The sequence below is a fragment of the Gordonia heveisoli genome (genome assembly GCF_030315745.1).
Classification (GTDB): Bacteria; Actinomycetota; Actinomycetes; order Mycobacteriales; family Mycobacteriaceae; genus Gordonia.
The window spans coordinates 56,938-71,970 of the sequence record NZ_JASXSH010000024.1; the positions used below are offsets into that span (position 1 = coordinate 56,938).

A 15,033-nucleotide genomic window follows, 5' to 3' on the forward strand; every position below is an offset into this window, starting at 1 on the left:
GCGGCCGACGACGCCCGTGCCCTGGTGATGGGTGTCATCAACGTGACCGCCGATTCGTTCTCCGACGGCGGTCGCTACCTCGACACCGACGCGGCCATCGCGCACGGCCGCACATTGCTGGCCGAAGGCGCCGACCTCATCGACATCGGCGGCGAGTCGACGCGCCCTGGATCGGTGCGGATCGACCCCGAACTCGAGGCCGCCCGGGTGACCCCGGTGATCCGCGTGCTGGCCGCCGAAGGTGCCCGCATCTCGGTGGACACCATGCGTGCATCGGTCGCCGCCGCAGCCATCGAGGCCGGCGCGCAGCTGATCAACGACGTCTCCGGCGGTCGCGCGGACGCCGACATGGCGCGTGTCGTCGCCGACGCCGGTGTGCCCTGGATCCTGATGCACTGGCGTCCCGCGGGGGACAGTTCCGACCGTCACTTCACCCATCGCATCGGCGATGTCGGCGGCTACCGTGATGTGGTCGCCGAGGTCAGCGGGGAACTGCTGGCGCAGGTCGACGCCGCGGTCGGCGCGGGTGTCGATCCCGACCGGATCATCCTCGACCCCGGACTGGGTTTCGCCAAGACCGCCGGACACAACTGGGCGCTGCTGCATGCGCTGCCCACGCTGGTCGGTCTCGGATTCCCGATCCTGGTCGGGGCCTCGCGGAAACGATTCCTCGGTACCCTGCTCGCCGACGGGGACGGCAACGTCCGCCCGCCCGCCGGCCGGGATGTGGCGACCGCGGCGATCTCGGCGATGGCGGCGATGAGCGGCGCGTGGGGGGTGCGGGTACACGATGTCGCCGCCAGTCGGGACGCGGTACTCGTCGCACACACGTGGCTGGCGGGCGGGTCGCGCAGCACCACCGAGCCCGAACGCGGGAGGACACACGATGGCTGATCGCATCGAATTGCGCGGATTGCGGGTGCGCGGCAATCACGGCGTCTTCGAACATGAACGCGTCGACGGCCAGGATTTCATCATCGACGTCACGCTGTGGATGGATCTGAGCGTTGCCGCGGCCTCCGACGATCTTGCCGACACAGCGGATTACGGTGCGCTGGCGCAGCAGGTTCACGACATCGTCGCTGGTGAACCACGCAATCTCATCGAGACGGTCGGTGCGGAGATCGCCGAGGCGGTGATGGCCGACGAACGGCTCGCCGCCTGCGAGGTGACGGTGCACAAGCCGTCCGCCCCGATCCCGCTGGTTTTCGATGACGTCGCCGTGGTGACCCGCCGGTCGCGTAAGGCGATGAACCTCCGATGAGCCGGGCGGTGCTGTCCGCGGGCACGAATGTCGGCGATTGGACCGCCCATCTGCGGTCGGTGGTCGACGGTTTCGCCGACCATCTCGTCGCGGTGTCGCATGTTTTCACGACCGCGCCGTGGGGTGGCGTCGATCAGGACGATTTCCACAACATCACCCTGATCGCCGACGGACCGTACTCGCCGTCGCAATGGCTGGCTTTCGGTGCGCGCCTGGAGCAGGCGGCGCACCGGACCCGCGAGATCCGGTGGGGGCCGCGCACGCTCGACGTCGACGTCATCTCGGTGACCGACGATGCCGGGAGGGTCGTCGTCTCCGACGATCCGGTGCTGACGTTGCCGCATCCGCGGGCAGCCGAACGCGCCTTCGTGCTGGTGCCGTGGCGCCAGATCGACCCCGACGCCACGCTCTGGACACCCGACGGCATGCGTGCGGTGGATGATCTGATCGACGCTCTCGACCCAGACGAGGTCGCCGGGGTCCGTGAGTCGGGACCGTTGGTGGGGATCGGCCGATGACCGCACCCGACCGGCTCGGTGGAACCCCGCCCGAAGACGAGCCCGGACTCGGCCCGACGCGCGTACGCGATCTGCTGGCCGTCGCGGTGGTCGTCGCCCTGCTGGCGTGGATTCTGGTCCGCTACAACTACTCCAGTCTGCCGCCGATGCCGTTGCTGGCCGGGATCGTGCTCTATGTACTCGCCGCACTGGAGGTGGTCATCGCCTTCGTCGTCCGCAACCGGGTGGCGGCGCGCGATGTCGGTCGCGCCCGTGGGCAGTTGCATCCGCTGACGGCTGCGCGGGTGCTGGCGCTGGCCAAGTCGTCGGCGATCCTGGGCGCGATCGCGGTCGGCGTGTGGGCCGGGTTGCTCGGTTATGTGTTGGCCCAGACCGACAACGCCGCGGCCGACCATGACACGCCTGCCGCGATCATCGGCGTGGTGGGTGGAATCGCGCTCGTCGGGGCGGCATTGTGGCTCGAGTACTGCTGCCGCGCACCCGATGACCCGACTCCTGTGGCATGAGTCACCGCAATGGTCGACCTGCGAAGACCGCTGACATATTCGTGACTCTCCGCCTCAGGTTCGCCAACGAAAGCACTATCAGCAGGTAAGTTCACGATCATGACGACCTCAGGTGGCCGGTCCGCCGAAACCCGACGTTCCGGGCGGTCGGCGGGGCAGTGGTTACTCGGTCTCCTCATCGTGCTCGCGCTCGCCGCGAGCATCCTCATGGTCTTCACCGACGACCTGTCCATGACTGCGTCCCTGGCCGTGATCGCGGCGCTATGGGCGGCGGTGATCGGGGCGATCCTGGTGACCAAGTTCCGCAGACAGGCCGAGAGCGCGGAGGCCAAGAGCCGCGACCTTCGACTGGTGTACGAACTTCAGCTCGAACGCGAGATCGCGGCGCGCCGCCAATATGAGCTCGACGTCGAGACCACGATCCGCAAGGAGGTTGCCCAGGAGGGCAACGAGGAACTCGCCGAACTCAAGGCGCAGGTCCTCGCACTCCGATCGAGTCTGGAGATGCTGCTCGGCGAATCGTTGCCGGAGCAGCGGACCGCGCTGCCCAACGAGAAGCTGCGGGAGTTGGCTTCCGGCCTCGGCGGCTATGCGGGGGCGCCGGGATACGGCTCCGGTGACTACCCGGGCGGATACGGATCGGGATTCGCGACGGCCGACGACGGTGCGGTCGCCGCGCGCGACTTCGCCGCCACCGCCCCGGCCGCCGACGACGGCCGCCATCAGGAGTCGGCGGTGGATCCGAACGAACTGACCGAGGTCATCCCGATCGTGACCGATGATCCGATGTCGGGCCGGATCGCGACCGAGGTCCCGCTGAGCGAGGTTCCGACCCATCCGGGACCGGCCGGCGGATTTGCCGCCGCCACTCCCGCGGCGCACGCCGATGACTCGGTCTCGGATGCGGAGATCGTGGAGACCCCGGCCGAGACGGCCACTGCCGCACCGAATGTCGATCGTCCGCTGTTCACCGACGAGACGCCGACCGACGAGTGGGAGCGCCGGGCCGTCATCGAGGCGGTCGCAGCCGCGGACGCGGCCGAAAACTCAGCCGCGGACGCGGCCGGAACCTCAGCCGCCGACGCGGCCGGAACCTCAGCCGCGGACGCGGCCGGAACCTCAGCCGCCGACGCGGCCGAAACCTCAGCCGCGGACGCGGCCGAAACCTCAGCCGCCGATGCTGGTGAACCGGTCGTGGACGCTCAGATCGTCACCCCCGAACCGGTCACCCCCGAACCGGTCGGCCCCGAGTCGGGCAGCACCGAAACCGCCGGTGCCGAACCGAGCGCCGCAACCGCCGCAGCGTCGACCCCAGAAGATGTTTCCGACCAGGCCGGTGAGCAGGCTGTTGCCGATGCCGGGCGCCACGAGGGTGGCTCGGGACAGGTCGCCGGTTCAGGTCGACGCCGTCGCCGCGGCGATGCCGACCCCGACGGCACCCACTCGTCGGGACTGCCGGTGTCGGAACTGCTCGATCAGTTGCGTCAGGCCGATGCGGCCGGCGGTGGGCGCCGCAGGCGCGCGGACTGACCGATCGGCCCGGACAACCCTCGACCCTGAACGCCCGACCCTGAACGCCCGACCCTGAACGCCCGACCCCGAACGCCCGACCCCGAACGACCGACATTGTGCCGCTGACCTGCCATCATCGACGGTTTGCGGCCTAGACTCGGTCCATGAGCGGTCCGTACCCCCGCATTCCCGGCCCTGATGTGACCGGCCCTGATGTCACCGGCGGCCGGAATCGGGCCGTGTGGGACTGTCTCATGTCGGTGGCACTCTTCGCGCCGATGCTGGCGTGGTGGCCGACCGCGGTCAAGCTCTATCGGCTCGATCCCGACCACGACGGGACGGATCTGGACACCTACCTGCCCTACGTCCGTGAGAACGGTGTGCCGACGGCGTTGGCACTCATCTGGGTGCTCATGGCGTTGATGGCCGTCTACTACGCCGTGATGATCGCGCTGTGGTCGCGGGACCGGCGTCGCGCCCTCATCGCGACCCCGATCGCCGCGCTCGGTGCGGCCGGCTTCTTCATCGGGCAACTGCGCTACCTCGTCTTCTCCCACGAGGTGGGAATCGTGGATTTCTGCGCCCGCTGGGTGCCGGTGTTCGTCGCGATGATGATCGTGGCGTGGTCGATCGCGCGTCGTCGGCACCTCTGGTGGTTGATCGCCGTTCCGGTGCTTGCGCTGCTCGCCGTCAACGCATCCCAGACCGACACCTGGTTTCCCGATCCCCTCAACGGGCTGATCAATACCCTGGTGTCGCAGGGGATTGCGATCGACGATCTGCTGCTCACGCTCACCCCCCGGCGCTCGAAACCCTTCGACGACGTGACCGCCCTCGCGGTCGGTATCGCGGTGCTCTGGCTGATCGACGCCGCGGTGGGTGCGATGGTGCGTGGCCGGGAACCGTTGGCGGGCAACGATGATGCGCCTACCGTCCGCGCCGATCTCGGTGTCGGAGCCCGGGGCGCCCTCGGGCACTGAACCAGCCCAGGGAGCCGAACTCGCGATCGGGGACAGCCCCGCGATCTGGGCGCCGAACCGGCGTCGATCAGACCGGTGAGGTAGCTGCGCGTCATACCCCGACGATCAGCGACCAGGCGATCGCGCCGCTGATGACCGCGATCCCGGTGACGATCGCGATGACGCACAGCACGGTGGCCAGCCCCACCGCGTGCGGGGTGGGGCCGAACCCGTGGCGGGCGCGGGCCGCGAACCGTAATCCGGCCGCGCCGATCGGCAGCCCGATGCCACCGACCAGGCTCAACGGCACGGCGGCGACACCGCAGGCCAGCGCCCGGGTGGCTGCTGTCGAGGATTCGTGCACCCCGGTCGGTGCTGGATAGTCGCCGGACGCGCGGACCGGACCGACTTCGGTCGGACGTCTGGCTGTAGACACAGGTCGCGGGTGGGACGGCGGTGAGGTGTTGCGGGTGCGGGGGTATGTGGTGTTGCGGGCGGGGTGGCCGGTGATCGGCAGTGGAAAGGAGGTGGCCGATGACGGTGGATCGCCGACCCCGGCGGGGGCTGGCGCCGGGCTGGCCGGCGACGTGGAGGTTCGTATCGCCCGGGCGCGCACCCGCAGTGTCTGCGGTTGCTCGGTCGGTGTCGGACCGCTGGTACCGGACACGGGCGTCGTCGTCCCGAACCGGGTGGTGCCCGGGTGCGTCGATCCGGGCGCGGTGACGAGGGGGCCTGCGGTCGCGGGGTGAATCGCGCTGTGCAGCGACGTCGCGAAGGCGCCCGCGGTTTCCGGACGGTCGTCGGGATGCTTCGCCAAACCCTGGGCGATGACCGCGGACACCTCGGGCGGGAGATCATCTCGGTGCTGCGAGACCGGCGGTGGCGTCACGCTCAGGTGGTGGTGGATCAGGACGGCCGGGCTGCGGTCGGGGAAAGGGGTTGTCCCGGCGAGTAATTCGTAGACGGTACAGGCCAGTGAGTACACATCGGTGCGTGCGTCGAGGGTTTCGCCGGAGAGTTGCTCGGGTGAGGAGTAGGGGAAGGACCCGATCACCATGTGGGCGGAGGTGAGTGCGGTGCCACCGTCGGCCTGTCGCGCGATCCCGAAGTCGGCCAGTCGAATTCGGTCCTCGCCCGAATTCGGATCGCTGATCAGGATATTGGCCGGTTTGACGTCACGGTGCAGCAGGCCGTGGCGGTGCGCATGGTCGAGCGCGGCGCCGATCGCGTCGGTGATCGTCGCGACCTGGAGGGCAGGCAGTCCGTCGGGACTCTCGGTGAGCAGGGCGGCGCCGTCGATGCCGGGTACGTATTGCATCGCGATCCACAGGCGGCCGTCGGATTCGCCGCGGTCGTAGACGTTGACGATGCACGGATGATCCAGCCGTGCCGCCAGCTCGGCCTCCCGTACGAAGCGGGCGCGGAACATGGCGTCGTCGGTGAAATGTTCGCTGAGTACCTTGATGACGTCCTGGCGGGGCAGTCGCGGATGCTGGGCCAGATACACCTCGCCCATACCGCCGGCGCCGATACGACGCACGATCGTGTAGCCGGCGAACTCGGTACCCGGAGTCAAACTCATAGGACGTTCTCCCACGGCTGGTGTGATCGTCTGCGGATCTCAGGTTACGCCGTTTCCGCCCAGGTCAGGAGCCTTGTCCCACGGCCGACCGACCCCGCGGGGCGCGCCTGGCGGGGTGAACCCGATCACAGCCGATGGTCACCGGCGCGTGCGCGGCCTACCCTGGCAGGGCAACGTCTGGTACCCGTGCCGGATTCGTCGGCGAGCTACTCGACCGGCGGCCACCGGCTGACCACGGGACTGGAACGACTTCTTGGAGGACAGCGGTGACCTCACCGAACGCTGATTTCGGCGTGCCGTCGGGCGTGCCCGGCGACGGCGCCTATCTGCCGGGTGTCTCCAACCTCCCCACCCCGGCCCGTCTCACGGTCGGCATCGTCTCGGCCGGCCGGGTCGGCACCGCGCTCGGTGCCGCGCTGGAGCGTTCCGGCCACGTCGTCGCCGCGGTCGTCGCGCACTCCGAACAGTCGCGTGCCCGCGCCCGCAGCCGTCTGCCGGAGTCGCAGATCCTCGACCTCGACGACGTCGTCGCACGGTCGGAACTGCTGGTGATCAGCGTGCCCGATGCGGTGTTGCCGCAGGTTGTCGCCGAGATCGCGATCAGCTCATCACTGCGGCCGGGCACCCTGGTCGCCCACACCGCGGGCGCCCACGGCGTCGGCATCCTCGATCCGATCACCGCGCGGGGCGGCGTCCCGCTGGCCCTGCACCCGGCGATGACCTTCGTCGGCACCGACGACGACACCGCGCGGCTCGCGCAGACCTGCTTCGGCATCACCGCGGCCGACGATCTCGGCGACGCCATCGCGAGTTCACTGGTGCTGGAGATGGGCGGCGAGCCGGTTCGCATCGCCGAAGCCGACCGCACCCTGTATCACGCCGCCCTCGCCCATGGCGCCAACAATCTGGTCGCGTTGATGGCTGACGCGGTGGCCATCCTCGACACCGCCATCGACTCCTCCGGACGTGATCGTGCCACCGTCGACGGCAGTGGTGCACAACTGGCACAACGCATTCTCGCGCCGTTGGTCACCGCCGCCCTGGCCAACGTCCTCGAACTCGGTCCGGAGGCGCTGACCGGTCCCGTCGCCCGCGGTGACGCCGACGCCGTCGCCCGTCATCTGCGGGCGTTGCGTGCCATTCCCGGCGGCGACGGCCGCGACGGCATCGCCGAGGCCTACCGCACGATGGCCCGCCGCGCCAGCACGCTGACCGCCCCGCCACCCGCCCTGCTCGATGTACTGGAGGCACCGTGACCACCTCTGAACCAGCTCCCGCCTACCGCCCCGGGCAGCTGACCGTCCACCGCGACCCTGCGGAACTGCGCCGGGTCACCCGCGCGCTGCGCGCCGCGGGGAAACGTGTCGCGCTGGTGCCCACCATGGGTGCGCTGCACGCCGGTCACCTGGAGTTGGTCCGGACCGCCAAGTCCCGCGGCAACACCGTCGTGGTGGTGTCGATCTTCGTCAACCCGCTGCAATTCGGTGCCAATGAGGACCTGGACGCGTATCCGCGTACCTTCGACGCCGACGTCGCGCTGCTCGATCCGCTCGGGGTGGAGTTGGTCTTCGCGCCGACCGCGGCCGGGATGTATCCCAACGGCCCGCGCTCGACGATCGTGCCGGGACCGGCCGGAACCATCCTCGACGGCATCGCCCGCCCGACGCATTTCGGCGGGATGCTGACCGTCGTCAACAAACTGCTCAACATCGTCGGCCCGAACTCGGCCTACTTCGGCGAGAAGGACTATCAGCAGTTGGTGCTGATCAAGCAGATGGTGACCGACCTCGACCTCGATGTCGAGATCGTCGGGGTGCCGACCGTGCGGGAGTCCGACGGGCTGGCCCTGTCCTCGCGCAACCGCTATCTGAGCGAGGAGCAGCGTCAGCTGGCGACCGCGCTGTCGGCGGCACTGGTCGCCGGAGCCCACGCCGCCGAGGGCGGTCGCGACGCGATCGTCGCCGCGGCGCGGGCCGTCCTCGATCACGTTCCCGAGATCGATGTCGATTACCTGGAGCTGCGCGGACGTCAGCTCGAGGATCCGCCGGAGAAGGGGAGCGGCCGGCTGCTGGTGGCGGCGCGGCTCGGCCCCGCCCGGCTCATCGACAACGTCGGCGTCGCCATCGGTGGAATCGACGAACTCGCCGAGGACCCGCGCGACGCGTTCCTCACCGACCTTGCCGCACAGACGTTCTCCGTTTCGCAATCAACCACAGAGGGGCAGTGAAGATGCTTCGCACCATGATGACGTCGAAGATTCACCGGGCGACCGTCACCCAGGCCGATCTGCACTATGTCGGTTCGGTGACCATCGACCAGGATTTGCTCGACGCCGCCAACCTACTCGAAGGTGAGCAGGTCACCATCGTCGACATCAACAACGGCGCCCGGTTGGTCACCTACGCCATCGCCGGCGAACGCGGCAGCGGCGTCATCGGGATCAACGGTGCTGCAGCACATCTCGTTCACCCCGGCGATTTGGTCATCATCATTGCCTACGGTGTGCTGAACGAGCAGGAAGTCCGCGACTACGCCCCGCACGTCGTCTTCGTCGACGACCACAACCGGGTGCTCATCGAGGGAACCGATCCGGCCCACGCCCCCGAGGGGTCGGGTCTGCTCGATCCTCGACACAACGACGCCCCGGTCTTCGCCGGCGCCTGACATCACCTGCACACGCCCATGCTGCTGACCGTCGACGTCGGGAACACCAACATCCATCTGGGGGTGTTCGCGGGTTCCGGAGATCATGCCAAACTGGTGCGGGACTGGCGGATTCACACAGATCCGCATTACACCGCCGACGAACTCGCCTGGGCCATCCGTGGCATGCTCGGCGCCGACGTCGAGCAGGTGACCGGGGTGGCCGCGCTGTCCACGGTGCCGTCGCTGCTGCGGGAACTGCGGGTGATGGTGCCGCGCTACTTCGGCGGTGGCCCGCATGTGCTACTCGAACCCGGCGTCCGCACAGGGGTGCCGCTGCTGGTCGACAACCCTAAAGAGGTCGGCACCGACCGAGTTGCCAATTGCCTTGCCGCTCACCATGAATACGGTGGCCCGTGTATTGTCGTCGCGTTCGGGACCGCCACCGTGGTCGATGCGGTGTCGGAGAAGGGTGAGTTCCTCGGCGGTGCCATCGCACCGGGGGTGAATCTGGCGGTCGAGGCACTCTCGGAACACACCGTGACCGTCCGCAAGGTCGAGTTGATGCCACCGCGCAGCGTGCTCGGTAAGAACACCGTGGAGGCGCTGCAGTCGGGCATCCTGTATGGCTTCGCCGGTCAGGTCGACGGACTGGTCGAGCGGGTACGCGACACCGTTCCCGGCTTCGACGACGACGACGTGCCGGTCGTCGCGACCGGCTATCTGGCGCCGCTGATGTTCGAGGAATGCCGCTCGCTGACCGACCACCACACCCACCTCACGCTGGCGGGGCTGCGCCTGGTCCACGAACGGGCCCGAGAGCATCCGCGCAGCGAGTCCCGTCGCCGCTGATCGACCTCGATCGCACGTCGACGGCGCCCCGGGTCAGGGGAACCAGTGTCGATAGGCGAGAGCCAGCGCAAGATTGAGCCTTCCGTGGTGCCGTGCGTCCCGTGGCAGCAGTTCGCGGATCCTGGCCAATCGGTAGGTGACCGTGTTGCGGTGTACGTACAGGGTTTCGGCGGTCTGTCCGGTGTTCTGCCCGCTGTCCAGGTAGGTGGCCAGCGTCAGCCGCAGTTCGTCGAGGTCGGCGCCTGGACCGTCGAGGTCGCCGAGCACCGCGGACGCCCAGCGGGCCGCGGCGGCCGGGTCGCGGGCCAGGAAGCTGATCGGAGCGACATCGCGGTAGGCGACCACCGCTGGATCCGGACGTGCCGACTTCTCCACCATTTCCTGCGTCGCCAGTGCCTGGGCATGGGTCGCGCGGAAGCCGTCCACCCCGGTGGCCGGGGCACCCAGCGCGATCCGCAGGCCCGGATCGCGGGCGCCAACGTCCTGCCAGAGCTGCGCCGACGGTTCGTCGTCGGCGCGCACCCACGCGTGGATCGTCGCCCCGTCGACCGGCACCACCAGCGCGCCGGGCAGCTGGGACAACCGCTCGGCCGGCGCTTCGATGTCGGGCACCGTCGTGGGAGCCCAGACGACGATCCCGACGTGGCGGCGGTCGGGTTCGCAACCCAGCCGCCGCAACACCTCAGCTCCCTCATGACCGGCGAGCACCGCGCGCACCCTGCGCACCAGGTCGACCCGTCGCGCCGAGAACCATTGCGTGTGGCGCTGCGTGTAGGCGGCCACGGCGGCCACGGCGGCCTCGGTGGCCGCAGCGTTGTATCGATTCGCATAGTCCACGACCGCCCGAATGGTCGCCGGTGGATCGGGGTCGTCGCCGTTGCCGTCGCCGTTGCCGTCGCCGTCTCCGGGACCCGTGATCTCGTCGAGCAGGGCCAGGATGAGCTGATGATGGGCCAGCTGGTGCAGTTGGACGACCTCGCTCGCGGAGACGTCCCGTTCGGCCAGGCGGCGGGCGAATTCCTCATTCGCGATGGTGGTCGGCACCGCGTCGATGGGGGTCGCCTGCGACATCGCGGTGATGACGTTGTCGACGTTGCTGGTGATCACCATCGCCATCAGGGCGTGCAGACCGCTCTCGGCGTCGGATCCGAGGTCCGGGCGGGTCGCTTCGACGTGCTCGAGGATGCGGGTCGCGATCGGCTCGGTGCGGGTCAGTAGTCGGGCGCCGACCCGCTGCAGCCGTGCGGACTCCGATCGCGACGCCATGGGCGTGATGATCCCGGAGGTGTGCGCGCCTGACAAGGCCGCGTGCACAACGTGTGGTCGCGTTCTTGTCGATTCTGCCGCGGCGCCGCCGGGATCGGACGACGAGAGTGGAAGTCAGGTCGCCGGTGCGGCACCGGAAATACCGTGCCGCGCGAGCGATACGCCCACCACGAAAGCGAGGACAACGAATGCGAGACAACCACGTTCACACCGCACACGAGGTCGCCCGGTTCCCCTACGGCATGGTCGGCTACGTCCTGATGCTGATCGGGTTCCTGCTGCTCGGCGCCGGCGTCTTCACCTTGGCGAGCGGACTGAGCGCACTGGCCGCGATTCTGGGCGCGGGAATGGTCGTGGCCTATCTCGGCGCGCTCGGTACCTTCGCGCTGGGGCGGCGGCGCCGCAACGCCGACCGCGAGCACGTCTACACCAGTGGCGATCCGCTGATCCCGGGTGAGACAGTCGCCCGCGTGCTCGACTATCGGGACCGCGCCGCACACACGTCCGCCGCCTGATCGGGGGCTGCCGTCGACGCAGGTTTCACCGACGCTGATCACAAAGACCGGTTCAGTCTGGTCAACTACCGGTCGTCTGTGGCACACTGTTCGACGTGATCAAGAGCTGTCGCGAGTGTTGTCAGGGCTGAATCCGCTTCTGCGGTTGCCGTCCCTCGCCGACCCTGCTCATTTCTGATCATTCTGAGGTTCCCTCGCCATGAGTGCCCCTGTTCTCTCTTCTGCATCCGTTTCGGCTCTCGCTGTCGCCCCTACCCCGGTGCACGCTCCCGCCTCGGACGCGCCACTGTCGATTCAGGCCACCGACTACCTGGCCGCCACCGGTGCGGGCGCCATCGCCGTCGACCTCCGCAGCCACCGTCGACGTCAGCTCGACGGCGCCCTGTTCGGTGCGCTGGCCATCGATGCCGTCGAGATCCTCGACCGACTGACCCCCGGTGCGCCCGGAGCGCTGCGAGTCGCCACCACCGACGCCCGTTGGGTGCTGGTCAGCGAGGACGGCCACGAGGCCGAGTGGATCGCCTGGCATCTGCAGGCGCGCGGCGTCACCGGGGCCGTCTTCGTCGTCGGCGGTCATCGTCGGCTGCGTCAGTCGGGCATCAACGGCACCATCCGTGCCGACGACCTCGGCATCATCTCCGCGCACGAGAGCTGAGTGCCGGCGGTCACCGCCACATGCGGCCGGCAGTGCCAATTTTGGACTGCTGACCGGCCCCGATAGGGTTGCCAGGGTGAGTGACAGCGCCAGCAAGGACAACAGGCCCACCCAGGACGTCGAGGCCACCAGCCCCGCCCCGGCCGCATCCGAGCAGGCCGACGATCAAACCCCCGAACAGCTCCGCATCCGGCGTGAGAAGCGGGCACAGATCCTGGCCGACGGGCGCGAGGCCTACCCGGTTTCGATCCCGCGTACCCATTCGCTGGCACAGATCCGGGCCGCCTACCCCGACCTGGAAGCCGGCACCGAAACCGGCGACGAGGCCGGCGTCGCCGGACGCATCATCTTCCTGCGCAACAAGGGGAAACTCTGCTTCGCCACCCTCCAGGAGGGCGACGGCACCCAGCTGCAGGCCATGATCAGCTTCAACGGCGTCGGCGAAGAGGCGCTGGTGCGCTGGAAGGCCGAAGTCGATCTCGGTGACATCGTCTACGTGCACGGTCAGGTCATCAGTTCACGAACCGGTGAGCTGTCGGTGATGGCCGACTCGTGGGAGATGGCGTCGAAGTCGTTGCGTCCGTTGCCGGTCGCGCACAAGGAGATGAACGAGGAGACCCGCGTCCGTCAGCGCTTCGTCGACCTCATCATGCGGCCCGAGGCTCGTAGCATCGCGCGCACCCGCATCAAGGTGATGGCGGAACTGCGTGCCGCCCTGGATCGGCGTGGCTTCCTGGAAGTCGAGACGCCGATGTTGCAGACCCTGCACGGTGGCGCCGCGGCCCGGCCGTTCGTCACCCACTCGAACGCCTTCGACATGGACCTGTTCCTGCGCATCGCGCCGGAACTGTTCCTCAAGCGCTGCGTCGTGGGTGGCATCGAGCAGGTCTTCGAGATCAACCGCAACTTCCGCAACGAGGGCGCCGACTCCACCCATTCGCCCGAGTTCGCGATGCTCGAGACCTATCAGGCATACGGCACCTACGACACGTCGGCCACGATGATCCGTGAACTCGTGCAGGAGGTCGCCGACGGCGCGCTCGGCACCCAGACGCCGACCATGCCCGACGGTTCGATCTACGACCTGTCCGGTGAGTGGACCGCCCTGGAGATGTATCCCTCGCTGTCGGAAGCGCTCGGCGAGGAGATCGTGCCCGCGTCGGCAGGAGCAGGCACCACGGTGGACGAACTGCTGGCCATCGCGGCCCGGGTCGGTCTGGAGGTCCCCGAGGACAAGGGCTACGGGCACGGCAAACTCGTCGAAGAACTGTGGGAGCACATGGTCGGCGAGAAGCTGTCGCAGCCGGTGTTCGTGCGCGACTTCCCGGTCGAGACCTCGCCGCTGGTGCGTGCGCACCGGTCGGTACCCGGTGTCGTGGAGAAGTGGGATCTCTACGTGCGTGGCTTCGAGCTGGCGACCGGATATTCGGAGCTGGTCGACCCGGTCATCCAGCGCGAGCGATTCGTCGACCAGGCGCGGCTGGCCGCGGCCGGCGACGACGAAGCGATGGTCCTCGACGAGGAGTTCCTCGCGGCGATGGAGTACGGCATGCCGCCGACCACCGGCACCGGTATGGGTATCGACCGTCTGCTGATGGCCCTCACCGGTCTCGGCATCCGCGAGACCATCCTGTTCCCGCTGGTCAAGCCGCGCGCCTGAAGTTCGGCGACCGTCGTCACCGACCTCTCGGAGCAGGAGAGCTAACCATCGGCCTGCTGCCGCACGTAGTCGTCGGACACCGAACTGGCGAACATCAGGATCTGATCGTCGTCGTATTCGTGTCCGGGATGGTTGTCGGTGAGATGTTTGCGCACCGTCGGGATGAAGGTGTCGTCAAATCCGACGAGCGCTTGGCCACACGGGCAGGTCATTCGAAGTCCCATGAGTTGTGTTGTAGCACAGTGCAACCACCGAAGGGGAGAGTGCGGTGGACAATCTGGGCGGCGGGACGGTCGGGGACGACGACGATACCGGCGGTCGGCGTAGCGTGGTCGCCATGGCCAGAACAATCGCTCGTGCCGATGTCGTCGACCGCGCCGCCCTCGAAGAGTTCATCCGCCCACGCCACCGGATGGTGCTCAGTACCGTGCGGGCCAGTGGTGAGCCGCAACTGTCGCCGGTCAGCGGCGGTCTCGACGAGCAGGGGCGGATCGTGATCGCCACCTACCCCGACCGTGCGAAAGCGGTCAACGTGCGCACTACCCCGGTGGCGGGTGTGTGCGTCCTGTCCGATGAGTGGAACGGTGCGTGGGTGCAGGTCGACGGTGACGCCGAGGTGCTCGACATGCCCGACGCCGAGGACGCCCTCGTCGACTACTTCCGCAGCATCTCCGGTGAACATCCGGATTGGGACGAGTACCGCGCGGCGATGCGGTTGCAGAACAAGTCGCTGATCCGCATCACGCCGACACGCTGGGGGCCGATCGCCACCGGCGGTTTCCCGGCCGAGGTTGCGCACCGTCTGGACGCCGCCGACTCGTAGGGAATCCGGTCGGCTAACCCCAGACACGAGGCTGAGCGGCTCCATTACGATCACAGACGTGCCCTCACCCCGGAGGAAGCACTCACAAGTTGAGGTCTCCGGAAACGCCGGGATGGATCACCCGGCGTTGCCGCGTGTGGTGTGGGGCGATTACGCCGACTATGGTCGCTACGCGGTGTCCGAGAGAGGGTGGCTGTCTGTTGACGCTGCTGGTATGCGAGCCGTTCTGGATGCTTCGATTGGGCGTGTGGTCGCGGCGATTCGGGAGCGTCGGGGTG

The 15,033-nt window shown here is 68.5% G+C and carries 17 protein-coding genes; 14 read left to right on the plus strand and 3 right to left on the minus strand.

From position 1 onward, the window contains the following. Nucleotides 1-27 precede the first annotated feature (27 nt). From folP to QSJ18_RS17800, 6 genes are all read left to right on the plus strand, one after another. Nucleotides 28-894, plus strand: a complete 867-nt coding sequence (gene folP / locus QSJ18_RS17775; RefSeq protein ID WP_286327981.1) for a dihydropteroate synthase — start codon at nt 28-30, stop codon at nt 892-894. After that, nucleotides 887-1,264, plus strand: a complete 378-nt coding sequence (gene folB / locus QSJ18_RS17780; protein WP_286327958.1) for a dihydroneopterin aldolase — start codon at nt 887-889, stop codon at nt 1,262-1,264. Before folP ends, folB begins: the two co-directional genes overlap by 8 nt. Continuing rightward, a complete protein-coding gene (gene folK, locus QSJ18_RS17785) occupies nt 1,261-1,782 on the plus strand; it encodes a 2-amino-4-hydroxy-6-hydroxymethyldihydropteridine diphosphokinase (RefSeq protein WP_286327959.1) in 522 nt (173 codons plus the stop codon). Before folB ends, folK begins: the two co-directional genes overlap by 4 nt. Further along, the gene (locus QSJ18_RS17790) at nt 1,779-2,288 is read left to right on the plus strand and encodes a DUF3180 domain-containing protein (RefSeq protein WP_286327960.1); all 510 of its coding nucleotides are present in this window, start codon (nt 1,779-1,781) and stop codon (nt 2,286-2,288) included. Before folK ends, QSJ18_RS17790 begins: the two co-directional genes overlap by 4 nt. 99 nt (nt 2,289-2,387) lie before the next feature. After that, nucleotides 2,388-3,818, plus strand: a complete 1,431-nt coding sequence (locus QSJ18_RS17795; protein ID WP_286327961.1) for a DUF6779 domain-containing protein — start codon at nt 2,388-2,390, stop codon at nt 3,816-3,818. Between the two features lie 146 nt (nt 3,819-3,964). Next, on the plus strand, nt 3,965-4,780 hold the full coding sequence (locus tag QSJ18_RS17800) for a hypothetical protein (protein ID WP_286327962.1): 816 nt from the start codon (nt 3,965-3,967) through the stop codon (nt 4,778-4,780). Between the two features lie 91 nt (nt 4,781-4,871). Here the strand turns inward: QSJ18_RS17800 and QSJ18_RS17805 are convergent, their stop codons facing one another. Further along, a complete protein-coding gene (locus QSJ18_RS17805) occupies nt 4,872-6,341 on the minus strand; it encodes a serine/threonine-protein kinase (RefSeq protein ID WP_286327963.1) in 1,470 nt (489 codons plus the stop codon). A gap of 266 nt (nt 6,342-6,607) precedes the next feature. Between QSJ18_RS17805 and QSJ18_RS17810 the strand changes: the two genes are divergently transcribed. Genes QSJ18_RS17810 through QSJ18_RS17825 form a run of 4 tightly spaced genes read left to right on the plus strand, consistent with a single transcriptional unit; the run spans nt 6,608 to nt 9,836 of the window. Continuing rightward, nucleotides 6,608-7,597: a Rossmann-like and DUF2520 domain-containing protein gene (locus tag QSJ18_RS17810; protein ID WP_462476114.1), complete on the plus strand. Its 990-nt coding sequence runs from the start codon at nt 6,608-6,610 to the stop codon at nt 7,595-7,597. Beyond that, on the plus strand, nt 7,594-8,568 hold the full coding sequence (gene panC / locus QSJ18_RS17815; RefSeq protein WP_286327964.1) for a pantoate--beta-alanine ligase: 975 nt from the start codon (nt 7,594-7,596) through the stop codon (nt 8,566-8,568). The genes QSJ18_RS17810 and panC overlap by 4 nt, the downstream gene beginning before the upstream one ends. A 2-nt stretch (nt 8,569-8,570) precedes the next feature. After that, nucleotides 8,571-9,005 (plus strand): aspartate 1-decarboxylase, encoded by a 435-nt coding sequence (panD, locus tag QSJ18_RS17820; RefSeq protein ID WP_286327965.1) that lies wholly within the window; start codon nt 8,571-8,573, stop codon nt 9,003-9,005. An 18-nt stretch (nt 9,006-9,023) separates the two neighbouring features. Further along, nucleotides 9,024-9,836, plus strand: a complete 813-nt coding sequence (locus QSJ18_RS17825; protein WP_286327966.1) for a type III pantothenate kinase — start codon at nt 9,024-9,026, stop codon at nt 9,834-9,836. 33 nt (nt 9,837-9,869) lie between these two features. Here QSJ18_RS17825 and QSJ18_RS17830 read toward each other — a convergent pair whose 3' ends face one another. After that, complete coding sequence (locus QSJ18_RS17830) at nt 9,870-11,102, minus strand: PucR family transcriptional regulator (protein WP_286327967.1); 1,233 nt, start codon at nt 11,100-11,102, stop codon at nt 9,870-9,872. Between the two features lie 188 nt (nt 11,103-11,290). Here QSJ18_RS17830 and QSJ18_RS17835 point away from each other — a divergent pair, with 188 nt between their 5' ends. The 3 genes from QSJ18_RS17835 (at nt 11,291) to lysS (ending at nt 13,932) form a co-directional block, all read left to right on the plus strand. Further along, complete coding sequence (locus QSJ18_RS17835; RefSeq protein WP_286327968.1) at nt 11,291-11,617, plus strand: hypothetical protein; 327 nt, start codon at nt 11,291-11,293, stop codon at nt 11,615-11,617. Between the two features lie 199 nt (nt 11,618-11,816). After that, nucleotides 11,817-12,272 carry a rhodanese-like domain-containing protein gene (locus QSJ18_RS17840; protein ID WP_286327969.1) on the plus strand — a complete coding sequence of 152 codons (456 nt, stop codon included), beginning with the start codon at nt 11,817-11,819 and terminating at the stop codon, nt 12,270-12,272. A gap of 49 nt (nt 12,273-12,321) precedes the next feature. Then, nucleotides 12,322-13,932, plus strand: coding sequence for a lysine--tRNA ligase (lysS, locus tag QSJ18_RS17845; RefSeq protein WP_462476115.1), 1,611 nt, complete (start codon nt 12,322-12,324; stop codon nt 13,930-13,932). 41 nt (nt 13,933-13,973) lie between these two features. Here lysS and QSJ18_RS17850 read toward each other — a convergent pair whose 3' ends face one another. Further along, nucleotides 13,974-14,144 (minus strand): hypothetical protein, encoded by a 171-nt coding sequence (locus tag QSJ18_RS17850; RefSeq protein WP_286327970.1) that lies wholly within the window; start codon nt 14,142-14,144, stop codon nt 13,974-13,976. A 125-nt stretch (nt 14,145-14,269) separates the two neighbouring features. Here QSJ18_RS17850 and QSJ18_RS17855 point away from each other — a divergent pair, with 125 nt between their 5' ends. Further along, nucleotides 14,270-14,755, plus strand: a complete 486-nt coding sequence (locus tag QSJ18_RS17855; protein WP_286327971.1) for a PPOX class F420-dependent oxidoreductase — start codon at nt 14,270-14,272, stop codon at nt 14,753-14,755. Nucleotides 14,756-15,033 lie beyond the last annotated feature (278 nt).

What these genes read in the sequence shown, in the direction of transcription:
- folP (WP_286327981.1), top strand. Translation starts at nt 28, where the DNA reads ATGGGTGTCATCAACGTGACCGCCGATTCGTTCTCCGACGGCGGTCGC.
- folB (WP_286327958.1), top strand. Translation starts at nt 887, where the DNA reads ATGGCTGATCGCATCGAATTGCGCGGATTGCGGGTGCGCGGCAATCAC.
- folK (WP_286327959.1), top strand. Translation starts at nt 1,261, where the DNA reads ATGAGCCGGGCGGTGCTGTCCGCGGGCACGAATGTCGGCGATTGGACC.
- QSJ18_RS17790 (WP_286327960.1), top strand. Translation starts at nt 1,779, where the DNA reads ATGACCGCACCCGACCGGCTCGGTGGAACCCCGCCCGAAGACGAGCCC.
- QSJ18_RS17795 (WP_286327961.1), top strand. Translation starts at nt 2,388, where the DNA reads ATGACGACCTCAGGTGGCCGGTCCGCCGAAACCCGACGTTCCGGGCGG.
- QSJ18_RS17800 (WP_286327962.1), top strand. Translation starts at nt 3,965, where the DNA reads ATGAGCGGTCCGTACCCCCGCATTCCCGGCCCTGATGTGACCGGCCCT.
- QSJ18_RS17805 (WP_286327963.1), bottom strand. Translation starts at nt 6,341, where the DNA reads ATGAGTTTGACTCCGGGTACCGAGTTCGCCGGCTACACGATCGTGCGT.
- panD (WP_286327965.1), top strand. Translation starts at nt 8,571, where the DNA reads ATGCTTCGCACCATGATGACGTCGAAGATTCACCGGGCGACCGTCACC.
- QSJ18_RS17825 (WP_286327966.1), top strand. Translation starts at nt 9,024, where the DNA reads ATGCTGCTGACCGTCGACGTCGGGAACACCAACATCCATCTGGGGGTG.
- QSJ18_RS17830 (WP_286327967.1), bottom strand. Translation starts at nt 11,102, where the DNA reads ATGGCGTCGCGATCGGAGTCCGCACGGCTGCAGCGGGTCGGCGCCCGA.
- QSJ18_RS17835 (WP_286327968.1), top strand. Translation starts at nt 11,291, where the DNA reads ATGCGAGACAACCACGTTCACACCGCACACGAGGTCGCCCGGTTCCCC.
- QSJ18_RS17840 (WP_286327969.1), top strand. Translation starts at nt 11,817, where the DNA reads ATGAGTGCCCCTGTTCTCTCTTCTGCATCCGTTTCGGCTCTCGCTGTC.
- QSJ18_RS17850 (WP_286327970.1), bottom strand. Translation starts at nt 14,144, where the DNA reads ATGACCTGCCCGTGTGGCCAAGCGCTCGTCGGATTTGACGACACCTTC.
- QSJ18_RS17855 (WP_286327971.1), top strand. Translation starts at nt 14,270, where the DNA reads ATGGCCAGAACAATCGCTCGTGCCGATGTCGTCGACCGCGCCGCCCTC.